At 31.9% G+C, this 19,080-nt stretch carries 21 protein-coding genes and 2 tRNA genes; 19 read left to right on the forward strand and 4 right to left on the reverse strand.

Features of this window, described 5'->3' with window-relative positions:
- Nucleotides 1-389 precede the first annotated feature (389 nt).
- Both GIY83_RS15265 and GIY83_RS15270 read left to right on the forward strand, forming a co-directional pair.
- A tRNA-Glu gene (locus tag GIY83_RS15265) sits at nt 390-461 on the forward strand.
- A gap of 151 nt (nt 462-612) precedes the next feature.
- Nucleotides 613-1,197 carry a GNAT family N-acetyltransferase gene (locus GIY83_RS15270; protein WP_229029115.1) on the forward strand — a complete coding sequence of 195 codons (585 nt, stop codon included), beginning with the start codon at nt 613-615 and terminating at the stop codon, nt 1,195-1,197.
- A 13-nt stretch (nt 1,198-1,210) separates the two neighbouring features.
- Here GIY83_RS15270 and GIY83_RS15275 read toward each other — a convergent pair whose 3' ends face one another.
- A complete protein-coding gene (locus GIY83_RS15275; RefSeq protein WP_208682318.1) occupies nt 1,211-1,723 on the reverse strand; it encodes a hypothetical protein in 513 nt (170 codons plus the stop codon).
- Between the two features lie 69 nt (nt 1,724-1,792).
- Complete coding sequence (locus GIY83_RS15280; protein WP_208682319.1) at nt 1,793-3,544, reverse strand: hypothetical protein; 1,752 nt, start codon at nt 3,542-3,544, stop codon at nt 1,793-1,795.
- Between the two features lie 408 nt (nt 3,545-3,952).
- On the opposite strand from GIY83_RS15280, the gene GIY83_RS15285 reads away from it, so the two are divergent.
- From GIY83_RS15285 to GIY83_RS15365, 17 genes are all read left to right on the forward strand, one after another.
- Nucleotides 3,953-4,633 carry a DUF6134 family protein gene (locus GIY83_RS15285; protein WP_208682320.1) on the forward strand — a complete coding sequence of 227 codons (681 nt, stop codon included), beginning with the start codon at nt 3,953-3,955 and terminating at the stop codon, nt 4,631-4,633.
- Between the two features lie 22 nt (nt 4,634-4,655).
- Complete coding sequence (locus tag GIY83_RS15290; protein WP_208682321.1) at nt 4,656-5,684, forward strand: sterol desaturase family protein; 1,029 nt, start codon at nt 4,656-4,658, stop codon at nt 5,682-5,684.
- 44 nt (nt 5,685-5,728) lie between these two features.
- Nucleotides 5,729-5,887, forward strand: coding sequence for a hypothetical protein (locus GIY83_RS15295; RefSeq protein ID WP_208682322.1), 159 nt, complete (start codon nt 5,729-5,731; stop codon nt 5,885-5,887).
- Nucleotides 5,888-6,144: 257 nt separating this feature from the next.
- On the forward strand, nt 6,145-6,747 hold the full coding sequence (locus GIY83_RS15300; protein WP_229029116.1) for an RNA polymerase sigma-70 factor: 603 nt from the start codon (nt 6,145-6,147) through the stop codon (nt 6,745-6,747).
- Between the two features lie 20 nt (nt 6,748-6,767).
- The gene (locus tag GIY83_RS15305; RefSeq protein ID WP_208682324.1) at nt 6,768-7,730 is read left to right on the forward strand and encodes a FecR family protein; all 963 of its coding nucleotides are present in this window, start codon (nt 6,768-6,770) and stop codon (nt 7,728-7,730) included.
- Between the two features lie 18 nt (nt 7,731-7,748).
- Nucleotides 7,749-9,503 (forward strand): STN domain-containing protein, encoded by a 1,755-nt coding sequence (locus GIY83_RS15310; protein WP_208682326.1) that lies wholly within the window; start codon nt 7,749-7,751, stop codon nt 9,501-9,503.
- A 126-nt stretch (nt 9,504-9,629) separates the two neighbouring features.
- A complete protein-coding gene (locus GIY83_RS15315) occupies nt 9,630-10,172 on the forward strand; it encodes a DUF4494 domain-containing protein (RefSeq protein WP_208682328.1) in 543 nt (180 codons plus the stop codon).
- Nucleotides 10,173-10,216: 44 nt separating this feature from the next.
- Nucleotides 10,217-10,654 (forward strand): hypothetical protein, encoded by a 438-nt coding sequence (locus tag GIY83_RS15320; RefSeq protein ID WP_208682330.1) that lies wholly within the window; start codon nt 10,217-10,219, stop codon nt 10,652-10,654.
- 133 nt (nt 10,655-10,787) lie between these two features.
- Nucleotides 10,788-12,317, forward strand: coding sequence for a glycosyltransferase family 39 protein (locus GIY83_RS15325; protein WP_208682332.1), 1,530 nt, complete (start codon nt 10,788-10,790; stop codon nt 12,315-12,317).
- Between the two features lie 9 nt (nt 12,318-12,326).
- The gene (locus tag GIY83_RS15330; RefSeq protein ID WP_208682334.1) at nt 12,327-12,620 is read left to right on the forward strand and encodes a hypothetical protein; all 294 of its coding nucleotides are present in this window, start codon (nt 12,327-12,329) and stop codon (nt 12,618-12,620) included.
- A gap of 48 nt (nt 12,621-12,668) precedes the next feature.
- Nucleotides 12,669-13,193 carry a DUF4269 domain-containing protein gene (locus GIY83_RS15335; protein ID WP_208682336.1) on the forward strand — a complete coding sequence of 175 codons (525 nt, stop codon included), beginning with the start codon at nt 12,669-12,671 and terminating at the stop codon, nt 13,191-13,193.
- A 127-nt stretch (nt 13,194-13,320) separates the two neighbouring features.
- Nucleotides 13,321-13,393 (forward strand) — tRNA-Met (locus GIY83_RS15340).
- Between the two features lie 401 nt (nt 13,394-13,794).
- On the forward strand, nt 13,795-14,631 hold the full coding sequence (locus GIY83_RS15345; RefSeq protein ID WP_208682338.1) for an alpha/beta fold hydrolase: 837 nt from the start codon (nt 13,795-13,797) through the stop codon (nt 14,629-14,631).
- A 1-nt stretch (nt 14,632) separates the two neighbouring features.
- Nucleotides 14,633-15,127 (forward strand): RNA polymerase sigma factor, encoded by a 495-nt coding sequence (locus GIY83_RS15350; RefSeq protein WP_208682340.1) that lies wholly within the window; start codon nt 14,633-14,635, stop codon nt 15,125-15,127.
- Nucleotides 15,114-15,683: a hypothetical protein gene (locus tag GIY83_RS15355; RefSeq protein WP_208682343.1), complete on the forward strand. Its 570-nt coding sequence runs from the start codon at nt 15,114-15,116 to the stop codon at nt 15,681-15,683. Before GIY83_RS15350 ends, GIY83_RS15355 begins: the two co-directional genes overlap by 14 nt.
- Nucleotides 15,684-16,164: 481 nt before the next feature.
- Nucleotides 16,165-16,425 (forward strand): hypothetical protein, encoded by a 261-nt coding sequence (locus tag GIY83_RS15360; protein ID WP_208682345.1) that lies wholly within the window; start codon nt 16,165-16,167, stop codon nt 16,423-16,425.
- A 59-nt stretch (nt 16,426-16,484) separates the two neighbouring features.
- Nucleotides 16,485-17,387, forward strand: coding sequence for an erythromycin esterase family protein (locus GIY83_RS15365; protein WP_229029324.1), 903 nt, complete (start codon nt 16,485-16,487; stop codon nt 17,385-17,387).
- Here the strand turns inward: GIY83_RS15365 and GIY83_RS25180 are convergent.
- Together GIY83_RS25180 and GIY83_RS15375 are read right to left on the reverse strand one after the other, a co-directional pair.
- Nucleotides 17,353-17,631, reverse strand: a complete 279-nt coding sequence (locus GIY83_RS25180) for an IS1-like element transposase (RefSeq protein WP_370514211.1) — start codon at nt 17,629-17,631, stop codon at nt 17,353-17,355. The genes GIY83_RS15365 and GIY83_RS25180 overlap by 35 nt on opposite strands.
- A gap of 310 nt (nt 17,632-17,941) precedes the next feature.
- On the reverse strand, nt 17,942-19,078 hold the full coding sequence (locus tag GIY83_RS15375; protein ID WP_208682347.1) for a hypothetical protein: 1,137 nt from the start codon (nt 19,076-19,078) through the stop codon (nt 17,942-17,944).
- Between the last annotated feature and the right edge of the window lie 2 nt (nt 19,079-19,080).

The raw sequence follows: 19,080 nt of genomic DNA on the forward strand, positions 1-19,080 counted from the left end.
CATTCATAGTGCTTCGCACCATGCTATTGCTAAGGCTCTTTCAGAGCAACAAGTTTCGAAAACTCATGGCGGGACGCTCGCGCCAGTCTTTACGAGTATTCTAAAAAACGCAATGAAAAAACACAAGTAAATTCCTTCAAAATAAATAATATCAATATAATTTTAAATTTTATTGAAAATTTTTCTTTTAGCAAAAAGAAGAAAAAAACATCTTCACATATAAAAACAACCATTTATTAATCAAACAAATACATTTTAGTTAACTCAATTCTGTCTATGATTCATCTTTTCTAACTGCGCTATTTCCGGAGTGACCAAAAAAAAATTTTCGAAAAAAGTATTGTGTATTTTAAAATTGATTGTATTTTTGCACCCGCAATAGAAAAGTAGGCCCGTTCGTCTATCGGTTAGGACGCATGGTTTTCATCCATGTAAGAGCGGTTCGATTCCGCTACGGGCTACTAAAAAAGCTTCAGAGAAATCTGAAGCTTTTTTGCTTTTATCATCTTTCATTAAATACAAAAATAGAAGAAATCAAATATTTTCTTTTTACACAAAATCATGGAATTTTGAAGAGCAGAAAATTATTCTACTGATTTATTTTCTGTAAATTTGGCTGTAATTACGAGACAAAACTCTGCTACTATTTTAGCAAAAAGCTCTGAATTATTTACCAAATATTATCTACCATCTATGTCTACTCTTTATCAAAGCCCGAGAATAACTATTCGAGAATTTTTACCTCAGGAACAACAAACTTTTTTGGATCTTTTTAAAGACAATCAGGTTACTCAATACCTTCCTGTCACCTCACCCGAAAGATATTTGGAAATGTTTAATGAATTACTTGAAAATTACGAAAAGAAAAATCTTAGTCGTTGGGCGATATTCGATACTACAAATAGGAATTTTATAGGAATGTGTGTTGCACGCATTTTTGTACACAATACTAACCAAATAGAAATTGGATATGTACTTAGCAAGGCATATTGGGGAAAAGGTATTGCCACAGAAGTATGCAAGGCTCTAACTCAATATAGTTTTGCCCATACAAATACGAAAGAAGTTGTAGCGATAACTGATATCGACAACACCGGATCGCAAAATGTGTTGCAAAAATCAGGATTCGAACGATTAAATAATTTGATCCGAGATCAAGAAGAACTGGCTTATTTTAAGATAGAAAGACAATCATAAAACTAATGCTATTTTACCAATCAGGAAGTACCGGCCTTATGTCTTTTACTGTAATTTTGGTAAATATTGTTTCCCCTTCATTTCGCTTTCTTTTCTCTTTTAAGCTATTACCTTCAATTACAAATTTTCTAATTACTCTTTTTCCTGCCTTGCTAAATGAACTGTTTGGCAGTTCTAACAAAAGTAAATCGTTCTTAATATTATAGTAGCCTACACAACCTGCCTTTTCTAGATTATTGATATCAATACTCTCAGTCTTACTACCAAAAAGCGCAAACTGACCTGAATTAAAAAATCTTATATAGTTATATCCTTTTAAATTTATAGTTTCATCTTCATAAAAATTAAAATATATCGCATCTGCTTCTATCTTATTAGACATTTCTTTGGTAAAAGTTTTTTCAAACTTCATTTTTTTCAAATGCAATCTGCCATACTGATTTTTGTCAATATACTTTGTGTAATGCTGCGTTAAACGGCAGGAACTTGTAAGCAATACAAGCATAATCAATAAAACTCTTTTCATAACTATTTGGCAATCATACAAGAATTAAACTCTAAAACTGATTGTAATATTACTATAAAAAATCTGTTTTTATTTCTCATAAAATTCCCAATCATCAGTAAGTTTCATAATTAAATTGTATCTCTGTTTATAATAATCATCTACCTCTTTTGGATTCTTAGAGTCATGTGCTTCGACTACGAAATTTCCGTTTTCCATAATAAATCCCTTAGGATTATTAAACTTAAAAATTATTTTCTTCAGCTCTAATTCATTTCTTCCGCACGATTTCAAACTATACAAATTACCTTTATAAATACAAAAGCAAGATCCCCCTCCCATTATATTAACTTGCCTTTTGGCATCATATTCCAGAGCATTACTGCTTTTATCAAGAAGTTCGTTTAAAGCAGGAAGGTTATCTGGTTTTTGTTGCAAAGCGTGAATAATTAAAACATTAAAATCCGGAAAAGAGATCAAAACAGTATCCTTTATTACAAGACTGCCTATTCTTTCTTCTGATGGATATCCTTCTTTTTTTATTAAATCGATCAGTTTACCCGTTACTCTTTCGGTGGTTTGATATAATACTTTAGGACTCTTTCGATTTTCCAATCCATAATCGGCCTGGTCTTCGTTGAGCAAATTTGTTAATTCATTCTTTAAGTTTACATTCCACTTACTCTGCGCATTTTTACAGATCGAATCGTATTTGGTACTAAAGTTTTTCCATTCCGGATTTTTTCTAATTCCGTTAAAAATTTTAGCATTAAAATACGGTAATTCAACTCCTTTTAAGGCCAGTTTTTCGCCCCACCAGAAAGCAGTTTTAAAATCTCTTGATAAAATAGCACAGCGAATAGCGTTATGAATATCTCTTGCAAACAATGTGGGATATTTTTGAGCAAGCAAATTATACTCTTCTTTTGCTTTGCCAAACTGCCTGGTTAGAATATAATTTTCAGCACTTTTTGTATAAGTATAGTAATTGATTTCTTGTTTTTGACTTTTCTCCTTTTCAATATCTGCTACCAGCTTATTAGCCGTAATTAGAGGTTTACAGTCATAATTTTCTCTTTGTATTATTTTTTTTCCTCTATTTTTGTTTGGGTCATAGATCATAGATCCCAAATCGAAAATCTCAGCATAAGACGCGCCTGAACCAAATGCAAGAAGTGTATTCTTGCTAACTTTTCCTTTAATTTTAAAAGGTTGTTTTTCTGCTAAATTTGTTTTGTAGTACTGATAATTTTTAAAATAAAAAGCTGTAAATTGATCCAGAACGGTAAATTCATCTGCCTCTTTATTGCGCAATTTTACCCCTACACTATCTTTATTTACAGTGTTTCCCAAATAACAAACTCTTATCGTATCTTTTTTTTCTCCCAGAAATACCTCAACATAATCCTTTATTTTTTTAGTTCTCATAAATACATTAGAACCCCAATCATTATTTCCGCTAACAAAACCTTCTATTTCTGCAATACTGTCTTTCGGGTTGAAATTACACTTCGTTATCTCTATTTTTAAAAAACACATCGATAAATGTTCTAAAAATTGAAAACCTCTAAAAGTCTTACTTTTAAAGGTTACTCCGTAATTCACAATTCCTTTATACTTTCTGGTATCTACAAAATAGGATGTTTTTGCACTATCTTTTGACTCTGAAAACCAATTTGTCCTATTATTATTCCATAGATTATAAGTCTCTTTAAGTACTGCATTTTTATCAAAATCATTTTGACTAAAGGCTTTATATTTTATCTGGTTTTGCGCTAATGCAAGATTGGTAAAAAGAATATTTATTAAAACAACTAAGGGTACTAAAAGTTTTTTTTTCAAAATAGTATTGCTTTTTAATTAGAAAAGGATATTTAAATAATGGTTGAATAAAAAACTAAGTTATCTACTTTATAAAAATTATCTTATGCAATAATAGGGTATTTTATTTTTGATTTTGATCATTAGAATTTTGCCTTCCGGAAGATAACAACCTGTCTAATCATTTACGCTGCAACTTACGCAAAGACAGCTGTAAACTACCAATAAGAACTTCATAAAAGTAAAAATTATTTCCTTCACAAAACACCTGCGTTTTCTAAAGAAATTTTCCTGTTCCAGAATTTCAAAAAACCATTCAAAAAAAAATTCAAAAAAAATAAAAAAAGGACGTAGGGGTAAAATGAGATTCAGTTGTATTACTACAATAACAAGAGTACACTGAAGTAACTCTTAATCTCAAATTGCCGTATGATAACAATAATGATCACTGTCGGATTACTATTTTGGTTATTACAAAAAACCGAAACTACTGTATCAGGAAACTCCAGCTTTCTAATGATCTCCGGCAAAGCAAAATTTGTTGTACTCTTTTTTCTGATTGCAATGACTTTTCAGGCACAAGAAAAAACAATAAACTACAATGTACTGCGCAATGGCACTATCATTGGGCAAATGCAGTTTCATCAAAAGACCAATAACGATGATGTTTTTTTGAAAATTTCATCAAAGGTAAAAACCCGATTGATTTTTGGTATCGATATCAAAACAGAAGAAGGCTCACATTTTAAAAACGGAAAACTAATCTCATCGTACGTGAAGCGCCAGGTAAACGGAAAAGAGAAAGCCAATAAAACGACCCAACTTGTAGATTCTAGCTATAAAACCTTAGCTGAAAATAAAAAAGGACAAATCAAACAACAATACATCGACTATAACCTGATGTTACTCTACAGCAAAGAACCTGTGGGCGAAAGCGAGGTTTACTCTGATAGTTTTCAGCAATTTTTGGTCATTAAAAAAACAAACAATCACTCCTATCGCATTGTATTACCTGATGGAAATTATAACGATTATCATTTCCTGAATGGCGTATGCCAAAAAGTCGAATTGCATCATTCCTTATTTACAATCAACATTCAAATCGCATAAATCAATCTAAAAAACAATCATCATGATCAAAATCATCAACTACATATGTACAAAACTAACCTTCTTTGGTGCAGAGCCCATTGCAATGGGAAGGATTCATGAAATAGAAAAAAGTGCGCCCAATTTAATTCTCTATGCACTGCCCGTTGTATTATTTTTTACCATACTTGAATTTGTTGTTTTTTATTTCTTAGAAAAAAAAGAATATGACAAAAAAGAAACTGTAGGATCTGTACTAATTGGCCTGGGTAATCTAACGGTGAATTTATTAATGAAAACCGGTTTGCTCTATGCTGTAGTTGGCATTTATAATATACTGCCCTATCGAATGGAATTTAACTGGTGGAGTCTCATTCCATGTTTCATACTCTATGATTTTAGTTCTTACTGGACACACCGCATTTCTCATTATTGCCGTTTTTTCTGGGCGACTCATGTTGTGCATCATTCGGCTGATCATTATAATCTTACCGTAAGCTTTAGGCAAAGCTGGTTTCAGTATGCCAAAATTATATTCTTTATTCCGCTGATTTTTGCCGGGTTTCATCCTGCAGTATTTTTTATTGCCAATCAGCTCAGTGTATTGTATCAGTTTTGGGTACATACAGAAGCCATTGGAAAGCTGCATCCCTTTATCGAAAAACATTTTGGAACCCCATCTAATCATCGTGTGCATCACGGAAGCCAGGAAAAATATCTCGACAAAAACTTTGGAGCCACTTTTATGATTTGGGATCACTTATTTAATTCCTTTCAGTACGAAGAAGAAAAACCGCGCTACGGGATTACCAGCGCGCTTAAAAGCAAACTCAATCCGTTATACCTCAACATTCACGAGTTTCAGGACATTATTACCGATGTGAGAAAAGCAAGTGGCTTTCAAAAAAAGATGTATTACATTTTTGCCAGTCCGGATGCTATTGCCAAAAAGAAATTCAAAAAAGAAATTACTCCACCCCAATTGCCTGTATCATGCCAAGAAGTCAAAAAAAACACCAACAATTTCAACAACAGCTTTTCAAATACTTTAGCCGAAAAGATAATTGTGTAAAGACCATCAATAACGAAATAATTACTGCAGAGACAGATAAAGGATTGTCTTTTACCTATCTCTCAGATCATAGCTGTATTGTTCATAGTTATGAATTCAGTTTAAATACTGATATTGATATGAATACTACAATTGATGTTTTTATTGCTTTATTGGCCAGTCATAACAGGGTGCATTACCAGCCTAATCCATCCTGTAATTAATCAAAAAAGTAACATTAAATAATCCAAATGCAAATATTTTTAAACACATAGAAACATAGCTTTTGTTTACCTAAAAAGGCGTTTCACTTATTTAAAACACACATAGAGATCTATGTGAAAGAAATGTATTTCTTTTTGTTTCCTTTTCAGCACAAAAAAATCTATGTTTCTATGTGTTTAATTTTTTACGCGTCAAGCAAAGAGAACAAACGAAGTAATTAACCCAATGAGTTATTAAATATAAAAAGTATCTATCTTTGATTGAATATCAAAACGTACTAGTGGAGTATAGCAATATCGACCAAATCCGTTTTATAAAAAACGGAAATGAAGCTGCTTTCGAAAAGGTTTTTAAAATGTATTTTAGAAACCTTCATACTTTTGCCTATACTTTTATGAAAGATGATGTCATTGCCGAAGAGATTGTACAAAATGTATTTTTTAAGATTTGGGAAAAAAGAGATCAATTACAAATTGATGATTCATTAAAAGCGTACCTCTACAGAGCGGTTCATAATGAAAGTTTAAATCACCTTAAACACCTTAAAATAAAAAATTCCTTTCAACTTCAGTATTCAGCTAATATGGAATCTTCAAATCAAGATGCATCCAACCAAATGATTGCATCTGAACTCGAAAATGATATTTACAAAGCAATTAATGAGCTGCCCCAGCAATGCCGAACCATTTTCCAGATGAGTCGTTTCGAGCAGCTCAAATATCAGCAAATTGCCGATCAATTGAATATTTCTGTCAAAACAGTCGAAAATCAAATGGGAAAAGCCCTGAAAGTGTTACGATCTAAACTGGTAGAATATCTTCCTTTTTTCCTATCCTTATTACATTTAATTAGAAGATGATGAGCCAAAACAATATGAATATGAACGATGATTTACTAGTGAAATATCTGGTTGGCCAAACTAATACAGACGAAAATGCAACAGTAGAATATTGGCTTAAAGCCGATAAAAAAAACCTAGACTATTATAAAGGTTTTAAGAAAATATGGGAAGACAGCCTTTTGATTGCTGCCCAAAATACGCACCTAGATGAAAATGCTGCCTGGAAACGACTGCAAAACCGTATGCACGAAAAAGATGCTCCTGTGCATAACCTGAAAAAAACTTCTTTCCAGTGGTTACGCATTGCGGCCTCTATTGCACTTATTAGTACTTTAGGATGGATTGGTTATTCTTATTTCGAAAATAAATCGGCTAACACATTAATTCAGATACATGCAGCAAACACTACTCTAAATGATACGTTGCCCGATGGCACAAGAGTTACTTTAAACAAAAATTCATCATTGTCTTATACCAGTAGGTTTAAGGGCAATACACGTCCTGTTATCTTAAAAGGCGAAGCTTTTTTTTATGTTTCTCCAGATAAAACAAAGCCGTTTATCATTACCATCAATGATGTTACGGTACAAGTGGTAGGAACTTCGTTTAATGTGAAAAACAAAAACGGAAAAACAACCGTAGATGTCGAAACCGGAATTGTAAAAGTAAGTAAAAACAAAGATCAGGTAGAATTAAGAAATGGCGAAAAAGTAATCATTACCGATCTGCAATCGCAATTATTAAAAAGTGTCAGCAAAGGAAAACTGTATAATTATTACCGCAATAAAGAACTTATTTGCGAGCAGACTCCCCTACAGGAATTAGTTGATGCGCTCAACGAAATATACGACGCCAATATCATTATAAAGAAAACCGATTTGCAGAAAAAACCAATCACAACCGTTTTTAAAGACCAGTCATTAGATCAGATATTAGAAGTAATTCAAGAGACCTTTATGATCGAAATTGAACGTAAAGGCAATCAAATTATATTAGAGTAATTCTATTTTTATATGTTCATGAATTCAAAAATTACTTTAATATCAGTTTTATTTCTACTTCTTTCAGGCATTTTTTCTGGTGCTCATGCCCAATCTATGCTGGATACGCCAATGTCTGTTCAGGCAGATAAAAAACCATTGGGCAGTATTTTAGGTGTAATGGAGCAAAAAGGAAATTTTAGATTTGCTTATTATAGTAAACTGGTTGCAAAAGATAGTCTGGTAAGCATTCATGCTGATGAGTCTACCATAAAAGAAGTGCTCGATCAATTATTAAAAAACCGATATGAATATAAAGAATCAAAGGGGTTTATTATTCTGCGTTATGCCCCTTTGGAACTGGCACTTGTATTAGAAAAAAACAGCGTTGTGGGCGACTATCAGGTTGTAAATGGCTACATCATGGATGTACAAGCCAACAAACGTATCGAAAATGCCAGTGTTTACGAAAGGAATGCTTTACAGTCTACACTTACAGATAAGGAAGGTTTTTTTGAACTAAAACTAAAAAACATACCACAAAGCATAGAACTCACTGTTGTAAAGGAAAACTATAAAACCATAACAACCATTTTCCTGTCGGAAATTAAGATCCAGATGGGCGCCCGAAAATCAAATGAAGATTACCTCGACGGTGATTTCTCTGCAGTGGAAAGATCGGGAATTGGCCGTTTTTTTATTTCATCCAGACAAAAAATACAATCCCTGAACCTTGGAGGTCTTATATCCGAAGTTCCCGTACAAGCTTCTTTAATCCCGAGCCTGAGTACGCGCGGTATGATGAATTCGCAAATTAACAGCAGTTTTTCTTTAAACTTATTAGGAGGATATACCGGCGGGGTTCGCGGTCTGGAAATGGCCGGACTCTATAATATCAACCGTATGAATGTTCACGCACTTCAAATGGCCGGTCTATTCAACACCGTGGGAGGATCTGTAAAAGGAGTTCAGTTAGCCGGAATCTATAACAATGTATTTGGAGATCTTAACGGTTTGCAAATGAGCGGAATTCATAACAGTGTAAAAGGTTCGCAGATAGGTTTGCAAATGTCCGGTATTTATAATCATGTTCAGATGGATGCTAAAGGGATCCAGATGGCCGCTATTTATAATAATGTAAATGGTACTCAAAACGGATTGCAAATTTCAGGTATTTATAATGCCGGACATCAAAAAGTTCGTGGTATGCAAATTGCCGCATTAAATTATGCCAAAGAATTAGACGGAGTTCAGATTGGGTTAGTGAACATCACGGGCTCGCCATCAGGTTATAGTTTTGGATTATTAAACTTTAAAAAAGATGGTTACCAAAAATTTAGTGTGACACGTAATGAAATTTCGGATATAAATTTAGCCATAAAAACAGGAGATAATAAACTCTACATTATTTTGATGGCTGGAAAAAGCGAACGAAGTGACGAAGAAAAACTAACTTCTTTTGGATTTGGATTAGGAAAAAATATCCCATTAGCAAATCGCCTTAATTATAATCCCGAAATCAGCATTCAATATCTTTATTTAGGAAATTGGGACCGATATAATTTTGTCTATAAATTCGATTCTCCCTTTACCTTTCGCATTTTCAAAGGTGTAGCACTATCTGCCGGACCTTCTTTTAATCTTTATTGCTCTGAAAGAAGAGATAAAAATAGTCCGGATATCAATAATTCTACTTTTGTTGAGAATCGAACCAAACGTTATAATGTCATAAGAGATAATGGCAACGCAATAACAGGCTGGGTGGGCTGGAGTTTTGGTTTAACCTTATTTTAATACCCACAATCAACAGACATTCAAAACATTACCAAAAAGCAACTAAAATTGTGAATATCTATTTCAGGAATTAAGGGTTTATTTTCCGGTAAAATCTATCTTTGGCATCCTTAAAAATTAATAGAGATGAGCGCAACTTGGTACGAATGCAAAGTAAAATATAGAAAGACTGACGAAACCGGAGGACAAAAAGTTTTAACCGAACCTTATTTGGTTGATGCTTTATCCTATACCGAAGCAGAAAAAAGAATCAATGAAGAGATGGCGGCTTATATTAGTGAAGAATTTAAAATCACGAATATAAAAGTGGCAAATTATGCCGAAATTCATCCTTTTGAAAATGCAGATCGTTGGTTTAAATCGAAAGTTTCTTTAATGGCCTATGACGAAGAAAGCGGTAAAGAAAGAAAATCGAATATGTATTTGTTAGTGCAGGCAAATGATGTAAGAGAAGCTTACGACAATACACTTCATGTAATGCAAAGCACAATGGGAGAATATTCTATCCCGGCGGTTTCTGAGTCTCCAATTATGGATGTTTTCCCTTATTTCAGCGGTGAAGAAAGCGAAACCGAACAATTAGAAAGATTCAACAAGCTAAAAGCTTCCAGACCTGTCGAAGTTGAAAAAATCGACCACATGGAATTTGAAGAGGCATTAGAGGAATAATTTTTTTATATTTAAACTCTATAAGAACTTCTTAATTATTTTTTATGAAAATTCCAAAATCATCACAGGATTTAATTGAAGAGATTTATATATGTGTTGATTTAAGTGAAAAATTAGGAGATTTAAGAATTAGACAACTCTATAAAATACTAAATAAAGTTTCAGATGAAATAATTATTCAAGGTGTAATACAAATTTTTGAAAATAAAAACAGAAACAATACTTTATATCTTGACCAACTATATGCTGGACAAATTTTAACTCAAATTAATCCAAAATCTACGATAGATTTAAAATTAATTTTAGACAAAACTTTAGATAACTGGAATAAAAGTATAAGTAATTTGCCTTATTGGCTTTTAAATAATTACACTAAAGAAACCCTAAAGAATGAACTTCTTACAATTTCAAACCATCCATTAAAATCTAATGAGAAAGATAATGCAGAGACAATGATCTGGTGGATTGAGCAAGTTAAATAAATAACACGAAAAGCTTCAGAGAAATCTGGAGTTTTTTTATTTTGTAACATTTAAGAGAATAAACTGTCTTATTCGAAATTCAAAATAAATTATATATTAGCCTTACCATTAACCAATTACAAACCAAATCTTCATGACCAAAAAAACTCTAATCCTGATTGGGTTTATCCTTCTAAAATTTGTTTTGCAATATGTACTAATAAGTCCTCAATACGATTTGCAACGCGATGAATATTTACACCTCGACCAGGCACATCATTTGGCCTGGGGCTATTTATCGGTTCCGCCTGTAACCTCCTGGATTTCGTATATTATTTTTTCATTAGGTAATGGTGTATTTTGGGTCCGGTTCTTTCCTGCCCTTTTTGGTGCTTTGACACTTTTAATAGTTTGGAAAACCATTGAATCTTTAAAAGGCAATTTATATGCACTAATTTTAGGTGCAACCTGTATCGTATTTTCGTCATTGTTGCGAATTAATATGCTCTATCAACCCAACTCTCTAGATGTATTATGCTGGACAGGATTCTATTATGTGATCATTCAATACTTTTCGAGCCAAAAACCTAAATGGCTTTTTATAGGTGCTATCGTTTTTGCTTTTGGTTTTTTAAACAAATACAACATTCTGTTCTTATTAATTGGCCTCTTACCTGCCTTATTATTATCGAGTCAGAGAAAAGTATTTGTAGAGAAAAAACTTTATTTGGCCCTGATTACAGGATTGCTCTTAATACTGCCAAACATTTTCTGGCAATACAACAATCATTTTCCTATTGTACATCATATGAAAGAATTGTCAGCAACACAATTGATCAATGTAGATCGAACAGGATTTCTAAAAGAACAAGTCTTGTTTTTTATTGGTTCTTTCTTTGTTATCATCGCGGCTTTATATGCTTTGCTATTTTACAAACCTTTTGCCAGATTCAAATTCTTTTTTGCATCGCTGATTTTTACACTTGTCATCTTTATGTATTTTAAGGCCAAAGCCTATTATGCTATTGGGCTATATCCTGTTTATATTGCTTTTGGAGCTGTTTTTCTTTCGCAAATATTGCAAACAGGCTGGAAACGGTATTTAAAACCGGTGTTTATTATTATTCCGCTATTGTTTTTTATACCAATGTACAATCTGTCTTTCCCCAATAAAAGCCCGGAATATTTTATAAAAAATCCTGAGAAATATAAAAAGTTAGGAATGCTTCGCTGGGAAGACGGAAAAGATCACGATTTACCACAAGATTTTGCCGACATGCTGGGATGGAAAGAACTGGCCCGAAAAACAGATTCTCTTTATGCTTTGATCCCAAACAAAAAAGAAACGATTGTACTTTGCGACAATTACGGACAAGCAGGTGCCGTCAATTATTATACTAAAAAAGGGATAAAAGCCGTTTCGTTTAATGCTGATTATGTCAATTGGTTTGATCTTAACATTCAGTACAAAAACCTGATCAGAATTAAAAACCACGAAGAAAACAGTACCGAGTTTCAGGAAACTGGTCCGTTTTTTCAATCCTCAGCAATTGCCGGCGAAATAACCAATAAATACGCTCGCGAATACAAAACGACCATTTTTGTTTTTACCAATGCTAAAATCAATATTAATAAAAGAATTGAAGCTGAGATAAAAGAAGAGAAAAATTATATCAAAGAATAATAAGATCCTATGTTAGATTTTTATAGTATAAAAGACGAGCAAATTACTCCAAATTCTCCAACAGGACTTGAATTTATTGGTCAAATTGACGATAATACATTTCGTAATTTAAAGACTAAAGGAATTATTGATAAATGTTATGATTATTACTCAGACTTTAGATGGAACTCTAAAACAATATTGCAAATTCGTCAAAATAGTACAAAATCGTCGATACAAGAAGATACAGACATAAAACAATTAAACGAATTACTTGACCTTGCAGAAAACAGAAAAAGCGGTATTATTGCTTTTGCAGATTAATAGTTGAATCAAGATTGGTAATCAATTGTATCCTGACAAATTATAATAATGACAGACTTTACTACTATTGAATATTTAAAAAACGGCAATCAAAAACAACAACAGGCATTTGAAATCTTAACTCAAAATAAGGTTTTATTAAACCTCGCCGAATTCGACCCAATTTTGGTTGGAACAATTCCCATTAACATTGATATTGAAAATAGCGATCTGGATATTATTTGCCATTGGAAAAACAAAACTGATTTTACAGAAAAACTAAATTCAGTTTTCAGCAAAGAAAATGAATTTACCCTCAGAGAATCAATCATAAACGATAAGGAATCTATTATTGCAAACTTCAAAATAAATGATTTTGAAATTGAAGTATTTGGACAAAACACACCAACCAAAAATCAAAACGGATACAAACACATGATCATTGAACATGAAATTTTACAATCAAAAGGTGAAAATTTTAGATTAGAGATTATCAAGCTCAAACAAAATGGCTACAAAACCGAGCCTGCCTTTGCATTTTTATTAGGCTTAAAAGGAGATCCTTACGTAGAATTATTAAACTATAAAATGTAAGCTTTACATTCTACGTATTTAAACAACTCTATTTTAAACATTTACAATAAAAAAGCCTCAATTTAAAAATAATTCACAATTTTCTTTGCATAACCGTATTTAGTGCTTATCTTTGCACCCGAAACATCGCGGGATAGAGCAGTAGGCAGCTCGTCGGGCTCATAACCCGAAGGTCACAGGTTCGAGTCCTGTTCCCGCTACTAAGAGAAAAAGCTTCAGAGAAATCTGGAGCTTTTTTTATGGAATAAATTTCAGCTCGCCAGTCTTATATCCGCCGCGGCGGACACAGGTTCGAGTCCTGTTCCCGCTACCAAGACAAAAGCTTCAGAGAAATCTGAACCTTTTTTTGTTTCTCCAAATTATTTCTTTTGATGTTTTCATACTCGTTACGTTCGCGAGTGAGATGCTTGCACCAGCAGTTATATTTTGCCTTTGCCTATCTAAATCATTTTTTCTATTTACTTGCTTTTTACTGTGATAAATTGCAGGTTTTCAAACCTAGATTCTAAGGCCAATAAAAATATTTAAAAAAAGATGCTTTTTTGAGGTAACAATTAAACTAGTAATGTATCAAAAGATAAACTTTAAAAAATTAAATGTCATGAAAACAAAATCTATTTTAATTATTGCATTTATCCTTCTTATCTCAAAATCTGCCTTTTCTCAAACTGCTTTTAAGGTAGATGTAAAAGGAAAAGGAGCTCCTGTCTTGTTGTTCCCTGGTTTTGGCTGTACAGGAGAAGTATGGAATGAAACAGTAGCCGAACTTTCTAAAAATTACGAATGCCACATTTTTACTTTTGCAGGATTTGGTAATGTTCCCCCAATTGAAGGACCTTGGCTATCCACCATAAAAGATCAAGTCATTTTTTATGTAAAAAGCAAAAAAATAAAAAATGCGGTCTTAATTGGCCATAGTCTCGGAGGAACTTTAAGTTTGTGGCTAGCATCTGAAGAAACTAATTTATTTAAACAGTTAATTCTCGTTGATGCTTTACCTGCAAGTGCCGCTTTAATGATTCCTAATTACAAAGGCGAAGCTATTCCTTACGATAATCCGCAGAGTAAAATGATGCTGACTATGGATCAAAATGATTTTAATGCAATGAACTTACAATTAACCTCTTACATATGTCTAAACAAAGAAAAACAAAAAACAATCAATGATTGGATGAATAGTACCGATAGAAAAACCTATGTTTATGGTTATATTGATATGCTTAATTTAGACCTGAGAAAAGAAATTTCCAAAATCAAAATTCCAGTAGTAATTTTAGCTGCAACAAATCCAGATCTTACTACCGTTCAAAAGACATATAAAGACCAGTATGAAAATCTGCCATCTGCTAAGATTCTGTATGCATCAAAAGCAGCGCATTTTATAATGTACGATCAGCCGGAATGGTTTATAGAAAATGTAAAATCAGAATTAAGATAACGTGACCGAAAAAGAACAATTCAACGAGATCTACTACAAGCATTACAATAAAGTGTTTCGTTTGTGCAAGGGTTATTTTTGTGGAGATGTTGCATTGGCCTCTGATGCGACACAGGAAATCTTCATCAAAGTCTGGGAGAAACTAGACACTTTCCGAAACGACTCGAGTATCAGCACTTGGGTTTATAGGATAGCAGTAAACACGTGCCTTCTTTATTTAAGAAAATCATCTTCAAGAAAAGAAATCAGAACTGACATCCTGCCTCAGACTGTTTCAGAGACCTATTCGAGCGAAAAAGACGAGCAGCTTCGACAAATGTATCAATGTATACAAAAGCTTGAAGAAACAAATAAAATGATAATCCTGATGACTTTAGATGGTGTAGAATATCAGGAAATTTCAGAAGTAATCGGGATTACCGAAGAAACACTTCGTGTTAGAATCCACCGAATCAAAAAAAGTTTAACTCAATGTGTACAAAATGAAAACATTTGAAGAATTACAAAATATTTGGGATCAGCAGACAGAATCTGATAAAAAACCAACAGCCACTGAAATCATTAAAAAAGCAGATGCAAATAATAAGAAAATTAAGCGCAGCCATTTTTGGACCAAAGTAATTTTAAGTCTGACCTCATTAGTACTGATCGCTTATTATATTTGGGTAGGCGCTTACACACAAACACTGTTTAGTTTTGGATTATGCATCATGATTACAATGCTTCTTATACGTATAGCCTTAGAATGGATTAGCGCGAAAAAGTTAGAGAGATTAAAAACCGATGTCAACTTAATTGAATATAGCAAACTGGCTCATCAGTTTTATGAATGGCGAAAAAAAATACATTACATTTTCACACCCATTATTTATCTGACTTATATCATTGGTTTCACATTGCTTTTACCTGTTTTTAAAGACAATTTCTCAAGAGGTTTTTATCTTTACATCCTCTTAAGTGGCTATGTTTTTTTATTAATCTTTGGATTATTTATGGTAAGAATAATCAAAAAGGAAATAAAGCTTTTAAATTTCTTAAAAAATATTTCTTAAAATAAAAAAATGATATCACAGCAAATATCTAGTATTTAGAGAAGATAGTTTTAATCTGACTCCTATCCGAGGAGGAACCACTTCTTTTAACGGTTGTTCAAACGGTTGGATTTGTTGTGGAGACAGGACTAAAGGATCTTTTGCATATTGTACACCAGCTCCGCCTCCTGGGCCAATAGAACCGGTTCCTCCTACCGCACCTTTGTAGACTATAGATTTAGATTTGACATAATTCTAAAATTACTAAAAAATAAATAGACTTCCTCGGCAAAAAACCACGAACTATTTAGCTTGAAAATATAATTTAAGTTTTATGAAAACCTAGGTTTGAAACTTTTCTTTCCCGAAGCGCAACTTTGGGAAAGAATAACAAAAAGATTACTTTTTTTCTAAATAAAAATATTAATTTGCTTAATAGTTTATTATTCTATCAATGAAGCATACTGAAATTTAAAATTACTATTATTTTTAAAAAATTATCTTGAAAATATTTAAATTAAAAATATTACTATTAATTATTTTTCTTATTACTTCTAAATCAGTTAAATCACAAAATACAGAACTAATTGCTTCTATTAATTCAAGTTTGGTTGACATTGATAATTCAAATCCAGAACATCCTTTTAAAGAACTCCCTAAATTAGAGAATACATTTCAAAATGTAAAAATATTTGGTTTTGGGCAAGCGACACATGGCACTAAAGAATTTCAGGAGTTAAAAGATAAATTTTTAGATACTTAGTTGTTAATTGTAATGTCAAAACATTTGCAATAGAAGCAAATTACGGAGACTGTCTGAGCATTGATTCTTATATTAAAGGAGCAGGGGGTAATCCAAAAGAAGTCTTAAGAAAAATAGGATACTGGATCTGGAATACAAACGAGATATTATCATTAATTGAATGGATGAAACTGTATAATTCATCACAAATCAAAGAAAACCAATTGAGTTTTATTGGGATAGATGTTTTGAACTGCGAAAATGTAGCAAATATACTTTACAAATACCTGCAAAGTGATCCTTCTGCGGATAATCAACAATATCTTACTGTATTAAATAATTATATTTCAAAAAATAATGCAAATAATCTGAGAAAAAAAGAATTTGAAGAACACTATCTGGTCTTAAAGTCGTTAGCATCAAAACTAAAGGCCCCATATTTATGGCAAGCTAACAATTCTATTTTGCAATATATTCTGATGAAGATAAATTATACTCAAAGTCTTAGAGATGAACTAATGTTTAAAAATATAAATTGGTTAGCAGAAAATAGTAAGGGCAATATATTTATTTGTGCCCACAATTCCCATATCAAGAAAAGCAATATTTCATTTAATTCCTTAGGATATTACTTAAAGAATAAATATTTCGAAAAATATTACAGTGTAGGTTTTGACTTTGGATCTGGTAGTTTTAATGCTTGGGATATTGAAAATAACAAAATTAAAAGTTATACTATTGATGAACCTTTAAAAAAGACAAGTACTGAGGTATTTAATGGTGCATCTTCTGATATATATTTTTTAGATCTCAATAAAAGTAGTTATTTTCCCTCATTAAATGAATTCATAACATCCAAAGTACTTTACAGAGATATTGGATCAACTTATTCTCCAAAAATGGTTCAAAAAGAAAAATTGAAAGAAGCTTTTGATGGAATTATTTTCCTTAAAAAATCGAGTGAATCGACTCTGTTATACTAATCAAACTAACTTTGGTAGTTAATGGATTATCGACTTCATAAGTTTTGCCTTTGCTAATAATTGGCTTAGAAATACTTCTGGCGATAGAAACAATCCTTTTCAATAATGTTGTAGTAGAAATATTTAATATTCTGGCTGTGCTTCTTATTCCCAAACCCTCTTTGGTTAATTGAATGATATTTTGATTGATATTTAATTTGCAAGCTTGATTTGTATAACTTTCTTTAAAACGGTGACAGCACATTTTACAGTAGTACTGCTGTTTATAATTTTTAGTTCTCCCATTTTTAACAACCTTTTTCTCGTTACATTTTTGGACAATTTACATCATCACTAACTTTGGAACACCATGTCGAATTTTTATTCATTTTAGCACATTTAAGGCAATAATAAAACAAAAAAGATGAGCATCACTGCTCATCTTAAAATTATTTATTTCTAAAATTTGTTCAATTTTAAAAGGTTAGAAATCTAAAATCTTATATCACTAAATTTGAAACACTACCCAGGTTGGGACAAACCTCCAAAAAAGAATATGAGAATATACTTTAAGATTAAATTCCCTTTTCCAACCTTTTATTATAATTATCAATAAGTAAAGAAGATCCATTTCTAGATGATAATTCTTCCAGACTTGTTTCGCAAAGGGCATCTATTCTGCATATTTGATCTCTATTTGATTGTAAATTCCCTACAGATTCATCAAATATTGAAATGTTTTCAATAGCCATTTTTACTATCTCAATTAACTTTATAAAATCTTCTTTAGACAATTTATTGTCAGATATATAATTTTCTAACCTTGCTCCTTGCCTGTATTCAGGATAGTTTTCAAGCCCCATAAACATTAACATCCATAACTTATTGTATTTACCAATAGTTTTTACAATTCCTATGTAATCTGCAATTAATTCATCGTGCAGGTTATTTGATGCTATCCCAAATTTTTTAAGAGTGTACAAATGTGTACATTCGTGTTCTTCTCTTATCGAAATGGAATAGGATAACCATAAACTTTCATCTAGACCCAATTGTTGTGCAGATACATTACTGTATGTTTTTGTACTTATAATAATTAACTTGTCTTTATACAAGTCATAATTTGGTAAAACACTCATATAAAACTCTTTACTCCATTTCTCTGGAGTATTGGTTGCTAACCAATCACTTTTTAAGATAGCTATTTTTTGCCAATTATTGAGTCCATTAATCAATACTGCACCCATTGATTGCGGGATATGTTTAGGATTACTTTTATACAATAGACACTGTATAATTATTATAAAGTCTTCTTTATTGGGAACTGTTATTATTGGTATTTTACCTGCAATACTTTCGTTAATTCTAAGGGTTATATTTTTATAATCATTTAATTCTAATAAAAAAGGCAGATTTATATTTTCTGTTTTACCTCTCAAAACTAAATCTTTGTATTCTTCTTTTTTTTCTATCCCTGCTTCAATTGGAAAGTTCAATTGAGGATAACACTTTTTTAATTCATTAAATAATAAATTATCCGCAGTAATTTTTGTTGCTAAATCTTCCCAGTATTTAATACCTGTATCATTTTCGAAAGACGGTATTGTTTTTTTTGATTTAAAATTATTTGATAAGTAGGTTTTGAGTTCCTCAGAAAGATTAATATCAACGAGATGTTCTTCTTTTTTTAAACTAGATGATTGATTTACCATTG

It is taken from the genome of Flavobacterium sp. SLB02, assembly GCF_009664855.1.
Lineage (GTDB): Bacteria > Bacteroidota > Bacteroidia > Flavobacteriales > Flavobacteriaceae > Flavobacterium.